16 protein-coding genes and 1 tRNA gene are annotated in these 16436 nt (G+C 52.3%); 3 read left to right on the top strand and 14 right to left on the bottom strand.

Annotation, left to right across the window (positions count from 1 at the left end; all coding sequences use genetic code 11):
* Nucleotides 1–8: 8 nt before the first annotated feature.
* Nucleotides 9–347: a hypothetical protein gene (locus tag E0F26_RS08730; RefSeq protein ID WP_279241277.1), complete on the top strand. Its 339-nt coding sequence runs from the start codon at nucleotides 9–11 to the stop codon at nucleotides 345–347.
* 51 nt (nucleotides 348–398) lie between these two features.
* Nucleotides 399–1373 carry a serine hydrolase domain-containing protein gene (locus tag E0F26_RS08725; RefSeq protein ID WP_279241276.1) on the top strand — a complete coding sequence of 325 codons (975 nt, stop codon included), beginning with the start codon at nucleotides 399–401 and terminating at the stop codon, nucleotides 1371–1373.
* An 11-nt stretch (nucleotides 1374–1384) separates the two neighbouring features.
* On the opposite strand, the gene E0F26_RS08720 is transcribed toward E0F26_RS08725, so the two are convergent.
* From E0F26_RS08720 to E0F26_RS08670, 11 genes are all read right to left on the bottom strand, one after another.
* Nucleotides 1385–2029: a LysE family translocator gene (locus E0F26_RS08720; protein ID WP_279241275.1), complete on the bottom strand. Its 645-nt coding sequence runs from the start codon at nucleotides 2027–2029 to the stop codon at nucleotides 1385–1387.
* 79 nt (nucleotides 2030–2108) lie between these two features.
* A tRNA-Gly gene (locus E0F26_RS08715) sits at nucleotides 2109–2184 on the bottom strand.
* A gap of 33 nt (nucleotides 2185–2217) precedes the next feature.
* Entirely contained in the window at nucleotides 2218–2787 is a 570-nt protein-coding gene (pgsA, locus tag E0F26_RS08710) for a CDP-diacylglycerol--glycerol-3-phosphate 3-phosphatidyltransferase (protein WP_279241274.1), read from the bottom strand.
* Nucleotides 2788–2801: 14 nt separating this feature from the next.
* Nucleotides 2802–4634, bottom strand: coding sequence for an excinuclease ABC subunit UvrC (uvrC, locus tag E0F26_RS08705; protein WP_279241273.1), 1833 nt, complete (start codon nucleotides 4632–4634; stop codon nucleotides 2802–2804).
* Between the two features lie 2 nt (nucleotides 4635–4636).
* Nucleotides 4637–5659: a UDP-N-acetylmuramate dehydrogenase gene (gene murB / locus E0F26_RS08700; protein ID WP_279241272.1), complete on the bottom strand. Its 1023-nt coding sequence runs from the start codon at nucleotides 5657–5659 to the stop codon at nucleotides 4637–4639.
* Nucleotides 5656–6399: a 3-deoxy-manno-octulosonate cytidylyltransferase gene (gene kdsB, locus E0F26_RS08695; protein ID WP_279241271.1), complete on the bottom strand. Its 744-nt coding sequence runs from the start codon at nucleotides 6397–6399 to the stop codon at nucleotides 5656–5658. The genes murB and kdsB overlap by 4 nt, the downstream gene beginning before the upstream one ends.
* A gap of 11 nt (nucleotides 6400–6410) precedes the next feature.
* Nucleotides 6411–7421, bottom strand: a complete 1011-nt coding sequence (gene lpxK, locus E0F26_RS08690) for a tetraacyldisaccharide 4'-kinase (protein ID WP_279241270.1) — start codon at nucleotides 7419–7421, stop codon at nucleotides 6411–6413.
* Nucleotides 7418–9241: a lipid A export permease/ATP-binding protein MsbA gene (msbA, locus tag E0F26_RS08685; RefSeq protein ID WP_279241269.1), complete on the bottom strand. Its 1824-nt coding sequence runs from the start codon at nucleotides 9239–9241 to the stop codon at nucleotides 7418–7420. The genes lpxK and msbA overlap by 4 nt, the downstream gene beginning before the upstream one ends.
* A 2-nt stretch (nucleotides 9242–9243) precedes the next feature.
* Nucleotides 9244–9663, bottom strand: coding sequence for an ExbD/TolR family protein (locus tag E0F26_RS08680; protein WP_279241268.1), 420 nt, complete (start codon nucleotides 9661–9663; stop codon nucleotides 9244–9246).
* 2 nt (nucleotides 9664–9665) lie between these two features.
* The gene (locus tag E0F26_RS08675; protein ID WP_279241267.1) at nucleotides 9666–10283 is read right to left on the bottom strand and encodes a MotA/TolQ/ExbB proton channel family protein; all 618 of its coding nucleotides are present in this window, start codon (nucleotides 10281–10283) and stop codon (nucleotides 9666–9668) included.
* A 72-nt stretch (nucleotides 10284–10355) separates the two neighbouring features.
* A complete protein-coding gene (locus tag E0F26_RS08670; RefSeq protein WP_279241266.1) occupies nucleotides 10356–12560 on the bottom strand; it encodes a DNA internalization-related competence protein ComEC/Rec2 in 2205 nt (734 codons plus the stop codon).
* A gap of 216 nt (nucleotides 12561–12776) precedes the next feature.
* On the opposite strand from E0F26_RS08670, the gene E0F26_RS08665 reads away from it, so the two are divergent.
* A complete protein-coding gene (locus E0F26_RS08665) occupies nucleotides 12777–13316 on the top strand; it encodes a DUF2062 domain-containing protein (protein ID WP_279241265.1) in 540 nt (179 codons plus the stop codon).
* Here the strand turns inward: E0F26_RS08665 and E0F26_RS08660 are convergent.
* Genes E0F26_RS08660 through E0F26_RS08650 form a run of 3 tightly spaced genes read right to left on the bottom strand, consistent with a single transcriptional unit; the run spans nucleotide 13313 to nucleotide 16433 of the window.
* On the bottom strand, nucleotides 13313–14545 hold the full coding sequence (locus tag E0F26_RS08660) for an FtsX-like permease family protein (RefSeq protein WP_279241264.1): 1233 nt from the start codon (nucleotides 14543–14545) through the stop codon (nucleotides 13313–13315). The genes E0F26_RS08665 and E0F26_RS08660 overlap by 4 nt on opposite strands.
* A complete protein-coding gene (locus tag E0F26_RS08655; protein WP_279241263.1) occupies nucleotides 14533–15207 on the bottom strand; it encodes an ABC transporter ATP-binding protein in 675 nt (224 codons plus the stop codon). Before E0F26_RS08655 ends, E0F26_RS08660 begins: the two co-directional genes overlap by 13 nt.
* Complete coding sequence (locus E0F26_RS08650) at nucleotides 15204–16433, bottom strand: ABC transporter permease (protein ID WP_279241262.1); 1230 nt, start codon at nucleotides 16431–16433, stop codon at nucleotides 15204–15206. Before E0F26_RS08650 ends, E0F26_RS08655 begins: the two co-directional genes overlap by 4 nt.
* Nucleotides 16434–16436: the final 3 nt, after the last annotated feature.

Below are 16436 nucleotides of genomic sequence, written 5' to 3'. Positions count from 1 at the left end.
GCTACCACATGAAGAAACGGACTTTCCTAGTTTGTTGTATCGCGCTTGCTGTCCAGGCTTGCGGTGGCGGTGGTGGTGGTAGCTCGCCATCGTCTCAAGCGGCAATAACGCCGCCCCCAGGTTTTGTATCTCCGCATCCGGAAACGTGGGAGACACAAGCACCCACAGACGCGGGCTTCAACGCAGCCGCATTATCAGATGCTTTTAACTACGCGATGCAAGACGGTTCGTTTACCCAGGCAGCCATTGTTATACGAGACGGCAAGCTCATTGAAGAACAATACCGCGGAATTGCGGATGGGGAAATCGACACGCTGGTCTCACTAGCCTCAGATCCAGGCGCGTAAGATCCAGCGTTTTGGACGGAGAATTATGGTGCGCGTGACAGCACAAGTCTCATGACCTCGTGGTCTACAGCTAAGTCATTCACAAGCCTGTTGATCGGTATGGCAATCGAAAAGGAATTTATAACCTCTACCAACCAATTGGCATCTGACTTCATTACCGAGTGGAAGGCGGACGATCGTATCAATATTACGATCGAGCAATTATTGGATATGCGTTCAGGCCTGGTCCCGGTTTGCTTTTTACTCGACTCGGGTGCGCTCGGCGAGTGCACTAACCAGGGGGATGCCGCGGCGGGTGGGAATATTGTTTTCTACCCCGATCAAATGACCGGTTGTATCAATCGAGGCCTTGCGGTTGATGGTGCTCCCTACCCCTGGGACGCTGATGGTATCTACACAGAAGGCGAGTTCCTCTATTCAAACTGCGACACTCAAGTACTGGGAGAAATCCTGTTTCGAGCCACAGGCCAAGACCCGGGATTATTTGCCCAAGCTGAGCTCTTTGAGCCCATCAATATGACCGCCTATTGGTGGCGCGATAACGTTGAGAGCGGTCAGGCAAACGGTAACTACCTCTCATATTGTTGCCTTGATGCCACAGCACAGGATTTTGCGAAATTCGGCTACCTGATGCAGTTAGGTGGCATCGAGGTTGAAAGCGGGACTCAATACAGTGGCTACGTCTCTGACATCCTCGCCATGGATAGCTTCTACGACAAACAGTTTTGGAGCTTCTGCGCAGAGCAAAACGCTGACGGCAATTGCCTCAATCGCGTCATTCACACTTCTGGGTTCGATGGGCAGTTTGTTGTCCTGGACTTCAAGAACAACCTGATCATTGTTCGTGCAAGCCTGTACAAGTCCTATCTCAACCATTCAGACGACCGAAAAATGTTCCTCATACCTGGCTCGGTAGCGACTTCGAACTGGCTAGGTTCGGTACCCAATGCCATGGCAATTCAGGCGCCGTCGACCTTTTCTATCACTGAGTTTCACACCAGAGTGGTGTCGGCCATAAGCGAGTAAGCCGTACGACGTTAGAAGTTAAGCAAAACAAAGCCTGCGAACGCCATAAACAACGCTCCAAATGCGACATCGATCATGGGAGATGCCGAGCTGAGAGCCCCGGCTAAGCGTTGGTTACTGACACAAAAAGCCACAAGCGCGTACCACGCAGCATCGATACCTCCTGCCATGCTCGCAGCCATTAACTGGGTTGTTATCGATTGATTAGGCGTTAAGAACTGACTGAAAATCGCCACAAAAAACAACACTACTTTCGGATTCAAAAAGACGATGAAAAATCCATTGAGCACATGTTGCCATTGAGTCAGGCTTTGATGATCGCGCTCTGCGGGCGCCTCTGTGACCACATCCTCGCCCTTTTTCGCGGTTTTAATCCCGCTAGATAACATCCGATAACCCAGGTAAAAAAGAAACAGCGCGCCACCTATTCGTAAGCCTATATTTAAGGAACTAGAGCTCTGAATTGCGGTGGCCAAACCTAAGACCACAGCAAGGGCGTAAACGGTTATTCCCACACCGTGGGCAAGCGCAACGAGTACGCCGCTTCTGCGTCCGTGGACAATGGTGGTGCGCATGACAAGCGCTACGCTAGGACCCGGTGACATGGCCCCCGCGAGCAAGGTAATAATAAGTAGTAGCCAAAGTTCAAGTGTCACGGGAAGTCGCCAGAAGGTCTCGCATTTGTCAGACCCCGTTGTGCTCAACGACGGCCGAGTAGAATTCAAGTTGACAAATTGGAGCGGGAAACGAGGTTCGAACTCGCGACCTCAACCTTGGCAAGGTTGCGCTCTACCAGCTGAGCTATTCCCGCATAGTACCGAGTGTATTCGCTAGGACTTAGCGGTCAAGCAGTTTCGTTGTCGGTAGCCTTTCCCAACATAACTTGCAGATAGTTCCACATCGACCAAAGCGTCAAGAAAACCGCAATTGCCATGGCGACATAACCTGCCATCAGCCAGATATCGTTATTGGGTTTAAAGGCCCGCCAAAGCAACAAGGTAATCGCTGTCATCTGGAGGGTGGTTTTGAACTTTGCAACGATGGTCACAGCTACCGATTCACTTCGTCCGCTTCGAGCCATCCACTCACGCAGAGCACTGACCAGGATCTCTCGGCCGATAATGACCATGGCAGCCAGTGTTATCCAAATATTATCGTAATGAGCCACGAGTAAGACAAGCGCGGTGGCCACGATCAGCTTATCAGCCACGGGGTCCATAAAAGCCCCAAATTCACTCTCCTGGTTCAGTGTTCTGGCAAGCCAGCCATCAAGCCAGTCCGTAATCGCTGCAATAAGGAAAATAAGTGCCGATAGGAAGCCTGCATAGGGCCCAGCTAAATAGAAGGCGACCACCAGAAAGGGAATGCAGCCAACGCGCAATAAGGTCAAAATGTTAGGAAGCGTCCAACGCACATAGGCTCCAAAAATTACTGTTCAACAGTGTGTAGGTGATCATAAATACTCTGGGCGAGAGTTGCACTGACCCCGTCAACTTTACAAATCTCATCGACGGATGCGTTCTCCACCCCTCTTATACTGCCAAAGTGACGAAGCAAGTCCCGTCGGCGTTTAGCACCCACCCCCGATATACCTTCTAGGGTTGACTGCTTGCGCGCTTTTGATCTCCGCCCCCTGTGTCCACCGATCGCGAAGCGGTGAGCCTCATCACGAATCTGCTGGATCAAATGTAATGCGGGGTTATCGCCACGCAATTGTGTCTCGGCCCCGGTATCACCATCAATAAGCGTCTCAAAACCTGCCTTTCGGGTCGTACCCTTGGCGACACCCACAACTTTAACAGTCGTCAACTCAAACTGCTCGAGAACCTGTTGTGCCTGCGAGACCTGTCCCTTGCCGCCGTCGATAAACAACACGTCGGGTAGCACGCCTTCACCCTTTGAGAGGCGCCGGTAACGACGCTCAAGCGCCTGCTGCATGGCAGCGTAATCGTCCCCACCCGTTATACCGTCAATGTTAAACTTCCGATAATCCGCCTTGCGCGCGCCGTTACTGTCAAAAACAACGCAAGAAGCCACTGTTGCCTCGCCGGAACTGTGACTGATATCGAAACATTCCATACGGGTCGGTGACATTTCCAAATCCAGTTCTCTACGCAGTGCCTCTAAGCGCCCCGCCATCGTTTGCTTGCCGCTGAGAAATGAATCTAGGTTGCTCTCGGCTGTCTGTTTTGCCAGCTGCAGCCAACGCGCTCGCGCATCACGAACCGAGGTTTTTAAAACCACTTTCCGTTTACTCTGCTCCATGAGGGTATCGGCTAACAAATCTGCGAAGTTGGGCTTGTGACTTACAACAATCTCCTGCGGAATTGTTTGACGACCTGACAGGTAAAACTGGGGAATGAATGCATCGAGAACCGAGCTTTCGTCTTCCTCAAGCTGAGTTGCCGGATAATAGGTACGAGACCCAAGAACTCGGCCCTCTCGAACGAACAGCACTTGAACACAGGCTTGCCCATGGGCTTGCTTTACCGCCAACAGGTCGAGCTCACCGCGCGAGCCTTCTATTCCCTGACTGGCCTGCACATCCTGTAACCGCTGGAGTTGATCGCGATACTCAGCCGCTTTTTCAAACTCAAGCTTCTCTGCGGCACGTTCCATATCATCAGCAAGGCGCTTCATTACCTTCTGGGACTTTCCGCTTAAGAACAATGCGGAGTTCTCAACTTGCTTCTGATAGTCCTCATCGCTGACTAGACCGACACAGGGACCCGAGCAGCGACCAATCTGGTACTGAAGGCAAGGTCGAGAGCGGTTACGAAAATACGATTCCTCGCATTGGCGAACTTTGAAAACTTTTTGCATCAGATGCAGTGTTGATCGAACAGCACCCGCACTCGGGTAGGGACCGAAGTACTCACCCTTGCGTCGTTTCGGTCCTCGGTGAAAACCGAGTTTCGGCCATTTGTCCTCAGAAGAAAGATAGATGTAGGGGTATGACTTATCGTCTTTAAGTAAAATGTTGTAAGGCGGGTGATACTCCTTGATTAAATTGTGCTCAAGGAGCAGCGCGTCGCGTTCCGTTGTTGTGACCGTAACCTGTATGTCCTGAATTCTAGCCACGAGGGCCATGGTCTTCGCTGACAGACCACTTGCGCGGAAATAGCTCGTCACACGGTTTTTAAGGTTTTTCGCCTTGCCAACGTAAAGCAGCCCACCGGACCTATCGTACATTTGATAAACGCCTGGACGCGTCGTGAGTTGCTTGAGAAAGGGCTCCGCCTCAAATACGCCGCTTGCCATAGCTAGCACCCCGAGCCAATCAGTTGAGGTTCCACCTCGAGGGTCACATCAAAAGTCGCCTTAACAGACGCCGAAATCTTGCCTGCAAACTGGGTTATCTGCGGAGCATAGAGGGCTGACTTATTGATCAACACCAGCGCGTGATTAACCGACACGATAACCCCGTTTTCCTCGACACCCCGCCACCCTAGGTAATCGATCATCCACGCAGCCGACAGTTTGGTCTGGTTGTCATGCGTTGTGAATTGCGGCATGTCACGATACGTTGCCTTTAACTGTTTAGCGAAAGATTGACTCACTATAGGGTTTTTAAAAAAGCTACCAACATTTGGGTCAACAAGTGGATCTGGCAATTTCGCTTTTCTTAAGGCTATGACAGCTTGGAGCACGCTTTCAGGGCTCATAGGATCGTCCGACATATGATCGCGTAAACCCGGATATTCGATGCAACAGACGGCTTGCTTCGAGAGACGGACATCCACACTCACGATCAGCCAATGCCGACCAACTTCGCGCTTAAAAACACTGTCGCGATAGCCAAACGCACAATCGTCCTTCGTCAGCGTTTTCGTTTCACCACAATGCCCATCAACGACCTCTACGCCCGCTATTAAATCCTGAATCTCAACGCCATAGGCGCCAATATTTTGCACAGGGGCCGCACCTACACTACCGGGTATCAGTGCCAGATTCTCGAGTCCGTAATAGCCTTTTGAGTGTGCCCATAGAACGCATTCGTGCCAAGACTCTCCAGCACCTAAGCGAACCACAATATGATCTGTTCCTTCTTCGACAACTTCACGCCCTTTTATATTGAGATGGAGGGTCAGACCCTCGATGACAGGGCTCAAAATGACGTTGCTCCCACCTCCCAGCGCAGTAATGTGAAGGTCATGTTTTTTTGCCTCCATGACCCCTAGCCGAACCTCTTCAATTGAGGACGCAGATAAAAAGTACGTCGCTTGTGACTCAAGCTTTAACGTATTGAGCTCACGAAGTGGGACACCTTCTCGGACTTTGCTCATCGGTCAGCCATGATGGCTCTTACCGCCTCTAAGTCAGCAAGCGTATCGACACCCGCGGGAACCGTCTCACAGGCATCCGCTATGCGTATTTCATGCCCGTAGTGCAGCGCTCGCAACTGTTCAAGCGACTCAAGTTGTTCATAAGGTGCCACTGAGCGCGAGCTAAACTCACGCAAAAAGCTCACCCTGTAGGCATACAAACCAATGTGTCGCCGCGCCTCCGTTGGAACGATGTTATTGGTATCGCCTCTCAACTGCGGGATTGGAGCGCGTGAAAAGTATTGCGCACGCCCAACACGGTCCGAAACAACCTTCACCACGGCGGGATCTGTAAAGGCAGAATACGAACTGATAGGTTCAGATAACGTCGAGATCGACGCCTCAGGGTGAGTCAACAGGAGTTCAGCCACCTGCTCGAGGTTGGCGACGGGCATTAACGGCTCGTCACCTTGCAGGTTGACCACCACACTGCCATCGTCCCAGCCCTTTAATCGCCCCACCTCCGCTAGCCGATCTGTGCCTGATGGGTGGGCGGGGTCAGTCATAACAACCTCCGCGCCGTGAACGCTCAAGGCGGAACGTATACGCTCATCGTCCGTCGCAACCGTTACGGAGACGGCGCTACTCTGAAGCGCCTGCCGCCACACCCAATAAACCATAGGTTTACCGTTTATTTCAGCCAACGCTTTAGCGGGCAAGCGTGTAGAGCTATATCGCGCAGGAATCACAATGTGGTACATGAAAGACCTCGTTAATTAGCGACCTGTGCCAGTCGTTGCTCGATCGCCGAGTACAGTGAATCAGGCAATATTGCCTCGATCTCCAGTACCCAAACATTATCGCATGGCTCATGCTCAAGTTTTACCGCGTCCTTGGCGGTAACAACGATAATATCGGGCTCGTACTCCCTCTGTATCAAGGCAAGATCGAGCTTGCTGTGGTCAGCAACACTGACAGTCTCACACTCAATTTTGAGATCATGAAGCGTCTTAAAAAATTGAGCGGGCTGCCCAAGGCCAGTTGCTGCTACAACCTTTTTGCCTCGCCACTCTTTTAGCGCGTCTTCTACTTCGATGTACAGGGAGCTATTGAGGCTTAAGAGACGTCGCGAGCGATAGGTAAGCGAGCGCATCGGATCTGACCCGTTACGCTCCAGCACGAAATCCACGGACCGTAAACGGCTGGTAGGCTCCCGTAAGGGCCCTACGGGCATCAACCTGCCATTCCCAACGCCTCGCTCAGCGTCAAGGACAGCAATTTCAAAATCTCTTGGGAGTGCGTAGTGCTGTAGACCATCGTCCGACAAAATAACACTCACCCCTTGCTCCCGACACAGACTCGTGGCCGCGTCACGCCGGGAATTTCCAACAATCACTGATGCTTTTTCTACCGAGCGCTTGATGAGCAGTGGCTCATCCCCCGCCTTCTCGGCAGTGTGGTCCGATTGGATCAGTAACGCACTTTGTCCTGGCTCACGACCATAACCTCGGCTCACAACACCTACTTTAAACCCGCGACCCGACAAATACCGCGCTATCGCAATCAGCGTGGGCGTCTTACCCGTACCGCCTGCTGTGAGCCCCCCCACCACAATGACCGGAGCACCAAGCACCGCAAATTTTGATCTGGGGCGAAAAATGCGTTTCAACCCAACGAAGACCGCAACAAAAGGAAGGAGCGGAAGAAACAGGTAGGTCCAACGGGCACTGCCATACCAGGCATCGTTTAGTGCTCTCTCAAGCCCATCTCGACGATTTGTCATGCGTCGGTGAATCCCTGCTGGTGAAGTCCGCGGTATAGAGGCTCTGTATCCAATAAATGCGTGTGAGAGCCATGCGCTATCACCCGCCCCTCATCCATAAGCAGCACGGTGTCTGCCGATTCAATAGTGGAAAGTCGATGAGCAACGACAAACGTCGTTCTGCCCTCTCGACTCGCATCAAGTGCTGACTGAATAAGCGCCTCTGATTCCGTGTCGAGCGCAGATGTTGCCTCATCCAGAATCAACACTGGCGCCTGCTTTAGCAGCGCCCGAGCGATCGCAATACGTTGCTGCTGCCCGCCCGATAGCCCCAGGCCTTGGTCGCCAATGAGTGTGTCGTAGCCGTGCTCTAGATCATTGACGAACTTATCGGCCTGCGCCCGCTCTGTAGCGACGATAATTTCCTCAGGACTTCGTCCTTCCATTGACCCTAGCGCGATATTCGCTGCGACTGAATCACTGAACAACGTTATATTTTGGGGAACAAAGCCCAGGTGCTCACGGTAATGTCCGAGGTCGATGTCCTGAATGTTGCAACCATCCAGCAGGATTTCACCCGAGGTCGGCACGTAAAAACGCGCTAACAATTTTACGAGGGTACTTTTTCCACTTCCAGAACGCCCAACGACAGCGACCGTTTGACCCGCATCGACCTTGAAACCGACATTAGACAGCGAATTAATTTGGGCACCTGGGTATCTGAAGTCAATGTCCCGAAATTCCACAGCCCCTGTCACGTCAGCAGGCTGAAATTCTCCGTCATCAACTTCAGCAGGCACATCAAGCTGCTCAAAAATATCCTCAGCGGCTGCTAGTCCCCGCTGCACAATGCTTTGAATGCTACTCAATGTCCTGATGGGCTTGCCGAGTTGCGCAGCGGCAGTGATAAAGGCAACCAGCGAGCCCGCACTGAATTCCCTGAGGACCGTCGGGTCCAATGCAAACCAAAAAAGCGCACCAAGCGCCAGTGCAAGAAGCGTCTGCATGATGGGTGTCGAGGCCGCTTGCACAAATGCTAGCTTCAAGCTCTGTTGTTTATTGAAAGCACTAGCCGATTCAAATCGTGCATTAACCTGCTCGGTCGCACCGTAAATGCGAATATCATCCAGCCCGGCCAAGCTCTCAGCGGTCACCTCGGTTACAGATCCCATCGATTCCTGAATACGACGGCTATATCGGCGAAAATGCTTCCCAACAATGTGCACGACGAGACCAATTGCAGGCGCGACCACAAAGAAGACGGCGGTAAGCTCCCAATTGAGATAAAGCATGTAAGCAACGAGAGCGATGATCGTTAGCCCTTCACGAAGCAGCGTTTTTAACGCGTCGGAGGCGGCGCCACTGACTTGCTCAACGTTGAACGTCACTTTTGATAACAGCTCGCCCGTTGAAAATTGATCGAGGTGAGCTTTCGGTGCTCGAACCAATGCGCTAAACAGGTCGGTTCTGACGGTGTGGACAACGGACCGTGCGACCTTGTTCATGAAATAGCTGCCGGCAAAAAAACCGAGCGCACGCCCCAATGACAACACGACGGCCGCAATAGGGACAGCTACGCGTGCGTAGTCCGTTGTAGATTTATCCCCCGCGGGCCAAACCCACTGTGATGCTTGAGCCACAAACCCTAAGCTCAGCATTTGTTCGCCGCCGAGGGAGTCGAGCAGAAATTGCGTTAAATCCGCAAGCAGCACATTACCCAGTGAGTAAACAACGAAGCCAAAAAAGCTCAGAATCAGTGACCCTTTGTACTGAAACGCGTAGCTCAACAGTCGCCCATAAAGCTGTGAATCACTTGGTGCGTTTTTTGTCTTATTTGACAAGGCTAATCACCCGATAGTGGTTTTTGTGTTCCGATAGACAGCTGTTTAAAGCCCAACTGGCTCACTGCGTCCATCGACATAACAACCATTGCATGACGTGTATCGGCATCGGCGATGATTGATATGGGAATATCGCGACGAGAACCTGCTTTTTCAACGAGTATTAACCGTAAATTTTTCTCGTCAGCTGGAAACGGTACGCCATTAAGAAACATTTCTTCGCTTGCCGTAATAACGAGCTCCAGCCCTTTAGTCTCTGCTTGCCTTTGCTCGCCATCGGCCTCAGGTAAGTTAACGACAAGCTCACTGAGGTCAGTAAAGCTTGTTGAGACCATAAAGAAAATAAGCAACAAGAAAACAACGTCGATAAGTGGCGTTAGATTCACCGCCAAAGCTTCTTTACGCTGGCGCTTGAACTTCATGCTCAGTATTCCTGGTGCGTACCGCTGTGAAGCGCATCTACCAACTTTATGGCTTCGCGCTCAAGATTGACCACGAGGGTGTCAACTAAGCCCGTAAAATAACGGTGCATGACGAGTGCCGGAATGGCCACGATCAACCCCGCGGCGGTTGTCAGAAGCGCTTCGGAGATGCCGCCTGCTAGCGCATTGGCATTACCAGTCCCCACGGTCGTAATCTGAGTAAACACATCAATCATACCTACTACAGTGCCAAGCAGACCCAGTAATGGGGCGATTGCCGCCACCGTGCCCAACGAATTTAAGTATTTTTCGAGGTCATGCACCACGTGGCTCGCAGCCTCAGAGATGCTCTCCTTCATCACGTCTCGTCCTTGCGATCTATTGCTAATTCCCGCGGCCAAGATGGCACCCAGTGGGGAGCTCGCTCTCAGATCATTGAGCTTTTTGGCATTAAGCTCTCCCTGTTTTAGGTCACGCCATACTGTTGCAAGGAGATGCGAAGGCGCTATTTTTTGCCGGTCTAAGGCGATATAGCGCTCGATACAAATGCTGACGGCCACGACTGAGCAGCAAACAATGAGCGGCATCACCCATCCACCGGCGATTATTAGGTCTAACATTTATCAACACCCCATAGCACGACCTTGAGTATACCTTGCTTAAGAGGTGAGCCAAGCGATGCTTTAGTACGACTATTTTGCCCAGTATGGCAGGTAGCCTATGCGCATAGCTGTCGCTGAAAGGTTCCTGGCCGGCCGCTTTCTAAAGCTAACCGCACCATGACGGCCTGTATCCCACAGGACGCCCCCACTCTCCTGATATCGCCCTAAAACCTGGGGGCTGGGGTGGTTGAAACGGTTGGCCTGCTTGGTCGTAAACACGGTGTGTTTAGGGTCAACACGATCGATAAACGTCTGCGAACTTGAGGTGTCTGACCCGTGGTGGGCTGCAACTAATATGTCTATTTGCTCGGGTAAACTCCCGCTGGCGATAAGTTGTAGTTCGGCACGAGCTGGAATATCCCCGGGAAAGAGTATCGTTGTGCCATGTGCCTCGACGAAAAGCACACACGAATCGGCGTTTGGTGTTGTCGTCGATTGCCCCGTGCCCATGATGACTTGTGTATAAAGTGAGTCGGCCAGTCTCAGCCTTCGATCCGCAACGCAACCTTCTCCACCAAAGCCCCAATGACGCGCTATTTCAAAATGTTGCCGCAATGCGGCCAAGCCACCTGAATGATCGAGATCGCTGTGGCTGACCACAAGGAGATCTATGCGACGGATACCGCGTGCTTTAAGCCATGGAATGACGTCTCTCTCGGCCGCCGAATCACCCGAGCCGTGAGCAGGCCCTGTGTCGTAAACCAAGGTGAAATCTCCATGAAATAAAACACCCATAGTGCCCTGACCAACGTCGGCAATAACCACCTCGGTTCTTGGGTTGAAATGCGTGGAGCCTGCTAGACACAGAGGAACGACCAAGATTGCCACGACCGCTTTTGCAGATCTCAAAATACTCGCCATTCCGATGAGGGCTCCCAACACCCAAATACCGGGATGCACATAAACAGATAACAATAAGTCGTCCGCGTTTTGGGGAATCACCTCTTTGATTGTCGATAAAACCGCGGATACCAAATAGGCAACTCCCTCTATCACCCACCCAGCTCGCTCACCAAAGACCCCACCCAACACCGCGCCAAGGAGCCCTACGGGTAGCACGACCAGCGTAAAAATCGGTGCTATAACAAGGTTACCTAGCAGTGCAATGGGCGAAAACTGGTCAAAGAACACAAGACTTAAGAGGGATGAGACAAGGGTCATAATCGAAGTAAGGCGAAACCAAGAACCTAGTGTATTCACTGCTACTCGCTCCGTTTCAACAAGGATGACACCGGTTAGCACTACGCTTAACCAAAACCCAGGTGTTAAGGCCGAGAAGGGATTGATGGTAATTAAGATCGCGGCGGCGAGAACGACAGCAGAAAGCGGATTAACAGGCCACAGCGTGGCGCGCATAAGCATTATTAAGCTCATCATGATGAATGCTCGCTGTGCCGGTAATGATGCACCCGTAAGCAAGACATACCCGCCAGTTACCGCGCACACGACGAGTGCATAAAATGCACTAGGCCCAGAGTCCCGGGGATAGAGTGCGAAACGCCTTGGTAGCGATAAAAGCCATTGAGCCCATAATGCGAACAAGGAGACATGGACACCGCTCACAATTAATACATGAACGATCCCAATACCTCGTAAAAGCGCCCAATCGTCCTGTGTCATCGCGCTTTTTCGCCCAAGTAGCAAGCCTTGTAACACCCGCTCTGCATCACCCGTGCCCGAATTTTCAGTAATGAGCTCACTTACGTTATGGCGCAGAGCATTTAGCAACGTCGTGTCATGCTCGATGTGTTGAAGGTCACTGATGCTGGCCGTAGCGGCGATACCTCGCGCTAATGACAGTATGTTTCTGGGCAGTTGGGCCCGATTCCAAATAGACGCCACGGGTCTTAACCGGAGTTTGACGGTAATCGAATCGCCCAACTTGAACATGGGCGTATCAGGCGACGTGCTAACGAAAGCTCTAACGGTATTGCCAATGCCGCAATCGTCAGCCGCTAACCATCGAATTGCCAAATCGAAGGTTAGATAAGGAACTTCGCCGGCGCCTTGGTGCCGCTCAACAAATGACACCACCGTGCCAGACGCCTGCATCGGGAGGTCAAAACAAGAGGAAGGGAGTTGTGAATGTGTGTAGTGATGAGCGTGAGCTGTGCTAACCAATAAGCCCATGCAACCCGCGATGGTGATTCGTGTCGGTATTTGCCGCCACGTCATACACAGTGCAATGGCAAGGCTAACGCCGTAAAAGCCATTCGACGGGGTTAACAGCGCCACGACGCATACGAACCCATACACCAATAACGTGTCATTTTCCCGGATGAATGTTCGCAATTTTCCCTGACAGCAGCTGGAAGAACCTGAGCTGGAGCCTCATACTAGATGCGCGTGTCCTCAGTCTTCACATCAACCGTTCAGAGGGCATAGCATTGGCTACTTTGGTGGCTTTTTAGGCGATAAAGCCCTGATATTGCTGATAACTAAGTAAGAGAAATGCCGAAACGGTCATTACGAAAATTTCTGCTGAGTCCGACGCGCCTCATGCGTGTCAATGGACTTGAGCGCTTTGGGAATTTGCTAGAGCGACGAGAGTTGTGGCATGTCAGCCGAATATCGATTTCCCGAGCGACGGCTATCGGTTTGTTTTGTTCAATGATACCGCTCCCAGGGCAAATGTTCGTCGCCGTGTTCTTGGCCATCCGCCTCGGCGCAAATGTGCCACTGTCCTTCATGCTGATCTTCATAACCAACCCAATAACCATGCCCGTCATTTACTTGGGAGCATACCTCCTGGGTTGCGCCCTGCTAGGCACACCGGTGTTGGATGTGACGGCTGTAAACTGGTTATACCCGCTGAGCGCCGAGTTTCTGGGCATCCTGCCCGCGTTTGTACTCGGCTGCGCAGTGATCGGCGTAGCAGCCGCGTTTGTTGGGTATGTAATGGCCGATGGCTTGTGGCGCCTACGAATTAGTCAACGAATAACCGAACGCGCGCGAAAGCGATTAGCTCGTAAACGCTCCCACCCCCGTTAACGCGACTGCCTCAGTGATTCGGTAATCGAAGACCGCGATGTGCTAATGGCCGGTAACACAGAGGCCAAGAGTGATAGAACGAAAGCCGTGGCTGAAATACTGATGAAATCGACTGCTCTCAAATCGACGGGGACATACGCGAGTGGGTAGACACTGGTATCGAGTAAAGGTTGGCCGCTAACGCTCTCCATAAGCGCTACGAGAGAGGGTATCCCCAGTGCAATCATGGCTCCCAGAGCCGCACCGATTGTCGCACCGCCGGCCCCGATGATCGTTCCTTGGATAGTGAAAATCTTTAAAACGTCTGCAGGCGTTGCACCCATAGTCCGTAGCATTGCAGAACCGGGGCGACGATCCGCTGTCACGAGCACGAGCGACGTAACGACGTTGAATACCGCAACGACAAGCAATGCGACGAGCATTAACCCCACAATCTGCCTTGATAGTTGGATAGCTTGATACAAATTTCCCAACGAGCGAGTCCAGTCGGAAACCCAATACTGTGGACCCAAGCTCCGGCGAAGCGCTTGCGCCACCTCAGGGGCATCCAGCGGGTCCTCGATCGTAATAGCCCAAGCCGGTGGTGGCGCCGACGTGTAGTAAACGCTCGCCGAGGCGGCAGAAAATGCGAAAACCCGATCAATTTCGGTATTAGACTCAAGCGTCGATACCAAGGTGAGTGATAACGGTGAAAACCGACGCTCACTGCCCTTCTCGCTGATCAAAGCAACAACGGACTCTCCAACCTTTATATCGAGGGCTTGGGCCAATTTACTTCCGAGCACAATTTCATTCGATTTTACATCTTCAACCTTCGGTCGGAGGTGCTCCGATAACGGCCCGAGCGCACCGGCCTCAGCAAACACCAGCCGGCCCACACGTGACCCCGAATTAGCGTAAAAAAGCGCATTAGCCTCTTCAAATCGATGGCTTCTGACAACAGAAGGCATTTCACTAAAATACTTCGCCGTCTCACGGTTATCGGAGGTACCTGCATAGCTTTGAACGGTAACGTGGGGAACAAGGTTAAGAATGCGCAAGCGCATTTCCTGTTCAAAACCGTTCATCACTGACAGTGACGCCAAGAGAAAAGAGACCGCGATCACCATGCCTACAATTGATAATTTTGACAAAAACGCCGACAACCCAGGGCCTTCACCTAACGACTGCCGATAAGCCATCTCGTAATGGACAGCGCGGGGCCACAAATTCGTGCCTATTCGGGACACAGCTGTCCGTCCTGCAGTCGATACCGTTTATCCATCTGCTCAGCAATTCTCGGATCATGGGTGACGATGACAAAGGCTGTATCGGTGAAGGTGAGATCGTGAATGAGTGCAAGTACCTGCTCGGCTGTTGCCGGGTCTAGATTTCCAGTGGGCTCGTCCATCAAAACGCAAGTGGGGCGATTTATCAGTGCTCTGGCAATAGCGACGCGTTGTCGTTCTCCACCAGATAACTGAGCGGGGCGATGATTCATTCGATCCGCAAGCCCAAGCTCCTCGAGCAGCCGTTTTGCTGAATCAACCGCCACCTGCTTGCTTTTGCCACCAATTCGAGCCGGCATCGCTACGGCTTCCAGCGCACTGAATTCGGGCATTAGGTGGTGAAATTGAAAAACAAACCCAAGATGACGATTGCGCCACTGACTTCGCTCTAGCTCATTTAACGCCCAGAGATCGGCTTGCTCCAATAACACTTTGCCCGATGTGGGGTTGTCGAGCCCACCTAGAATATTAAGCAGTGTCGACTTCCCTGCACCTGATCCGCCGACAATGGCCACCTTCTCTCCTGCATAAAGATCAAGTGAGAGCTCATTTAAAACCTCTACAGCACCTTCGTGAGTGCCATACACCTTGCGTACGTGCTGTGCACTTAGCTTAACGCTCATAGGCTGATACCCTCCAACGCATTCACAGGGGATACCCGGCTTGCTCTGATCGCGGGGTAAATCGCGGCAATAACGCTGAGCACTAAGGCCCCTGAGATGATAGTTACAACATCTGAATACAGGATCTCAGTCGGCAGACCGCCAATGTAATAGACGCTCGGATCAAACAGTGTCCATCCCGATAACGTCTCAATGAATGTCATCACCAACTCAAGATTGGTAGCGATCAGTAGCCCGCTACTGGCGCCGACCACAACGCCGAGTACGGCCAGAAGCAAACCGTGGAATAAGAAAACACGCATCACGCCTAGGGGCGTCAGTCCAAGCACACGAAGCGCCGCAATGTCTGATCGCTTCTCAGATACGGACATCGTTAGCGACGATACAACGCTAAACGCCGCCACGCCGATAAGGGCTGACAGCAGGATACTCACCAACACCTTTTCCATTCTTATCGCCGCAAAAAGTGATTGATTCGTATCGGCCCACGTCGTGACCGTCGAGGGCTCTGAGGCTTCCAGTTTAAGTTGCGCAGCGATGGCGCCGGCACGATCGGGGTTATCCAGCCGAATTTGAACTCCATCGGGTGCGTCGGCTCTCGCTAATTTCTGGAGTGTCTCATAGGAGGTCCATGCCAGAATTCCATCTGGTGACGCACCCACCGTAACAATCGCGGATACGGTGAGCCTTCGGTAGCGGGGTAATAAACCCAAGGGGGTCACGGATAAGTTTGGAAGAACGACGTCTACCTGGTCGCCAATGCCAACTCCCAACTGCTCCGCAAGCGACTGACCCAAGACGACGTTATAGCCAGCACCTGACACCGATAACAAATCACCGCCCACCACCGTCACGCCAGAAAGCCCAGAGGGACCGGAGGCATAACCCGTTAGTTCGGCACCGGCCGAGGTAAAGGATGACCTCAGCATAACTTGCCGACTCAAAAAAGGAGAGGCGCTTACCGCCGCCCAGCGACGCTCAATATCGGTGGCACGAATTTCTGCCTCAGACAGTGTTCCCGCTGGAGTTACAGAAATGTGAGGCGTCGCGTTCAACAACCGCCCAGTCAGCTCTCCAGCCAGTCCATTCATTACCGACAGCACAACAATAAGACTCGCGACACCAATAGCCATGCCCGTCGCGGACAAAATAGCCACCCAGCGCGTAAAAGATCGCTGTCCGGCGCCAAAGCTGAGCCTCTGCGCTATGTCTAATTCAAATGGCAAGTG

Origin of the sequence: Candidatus Paraluminiphilus aquimaris, assembly GCF_026230195.1 — a bacterium.
GTDB classification, from domain to species: domain Bacteria; phylum Pseudomonadota; class Gammaproteobacteria; order Pseudomonadales; family Halieaceae; genus Luminiphilus; species Luminiphilus aquimaris.
This window is presented reverse-complemented; position numbering and strand designations above follow the sequence as displayed.

What these genes read in the sequence shown, in the direction of transcription:
- E0F26_RS08730 (WP_279241277.1), top strand. Translation starts at nt 9, where the DNA reads ATGAAGAAACGGACTTTCCTAGTTTGTTGTATCGCGCTTGCTGTCCAG.
- E0F26_RS08725 (WP_279241276.1), top strand. Translation starts at nt 399, where the DNA reads ATGACCTCGTGGTCTACAGCTAAGTCATTCACAAGCCTGTTGATCGGT.
- uvrC (WP_279241273.1), bottom strand. Translation starts at nt 4,634, where the DNA reads ATGGCAAGCGGCGTATTTGAGGCGGAGCCCTTTCTCAAGCAACTCACG.
- murB (WP_279241272.1), bottom strand. Translation starts at nt 5,659, where the DNA reads ATGAGCAAAGTCCGAGAAGGTGTCCCACTTCGTGAGCTCAATACGTTA.
- kdsB (WP_279241271.1), bottom strand. Translation starts at nt 6,399, where the DNA reads ATGTACCACATTGTGATTCCTGCGCGATATAGCTCTACACGCTTGCCC.
- lpxK (WP_279241270.1), bottom strand. Translation starts at nt 7,421, where the DNA reads ATGACAAATCGTCGAGATGGGCTTGAGAGAGCACTAAACGATGCCTGG.
- E0F26_RS08680 (WP_279241268.1), bottom strand. Translation starts at nt 9,663, where the DNA reads ATGAAGTTCAAGCGCCAGCGTAAAGAAGCTTTGGCGGTGAATCTAACG.
- E0F26_RS08675 (WP_279241267.1), bottom strand. Translation starts at nt 10,283, where the DNA reads ATGTTAGACCTAATAATCGCCGGTGGATGGGTGATGCCGCTCATTGTT.
- E0F26_RS08665 (WP_279241265.1), top strand. Translation starts at nt 12,777, where the DNA reads ATGCCGAAACGGTCATTACGAAAATTTCTGCTGAGTCCGACGCGCCTC.
- E0F26_RS08655 (WP_279241263.1), bottom strand. Translation starts at nt 15,207, where the DNA reads ATGAGCGTTAAGCTAAGTGCACAGCACGTACGCAAGGTGTATGGCACT.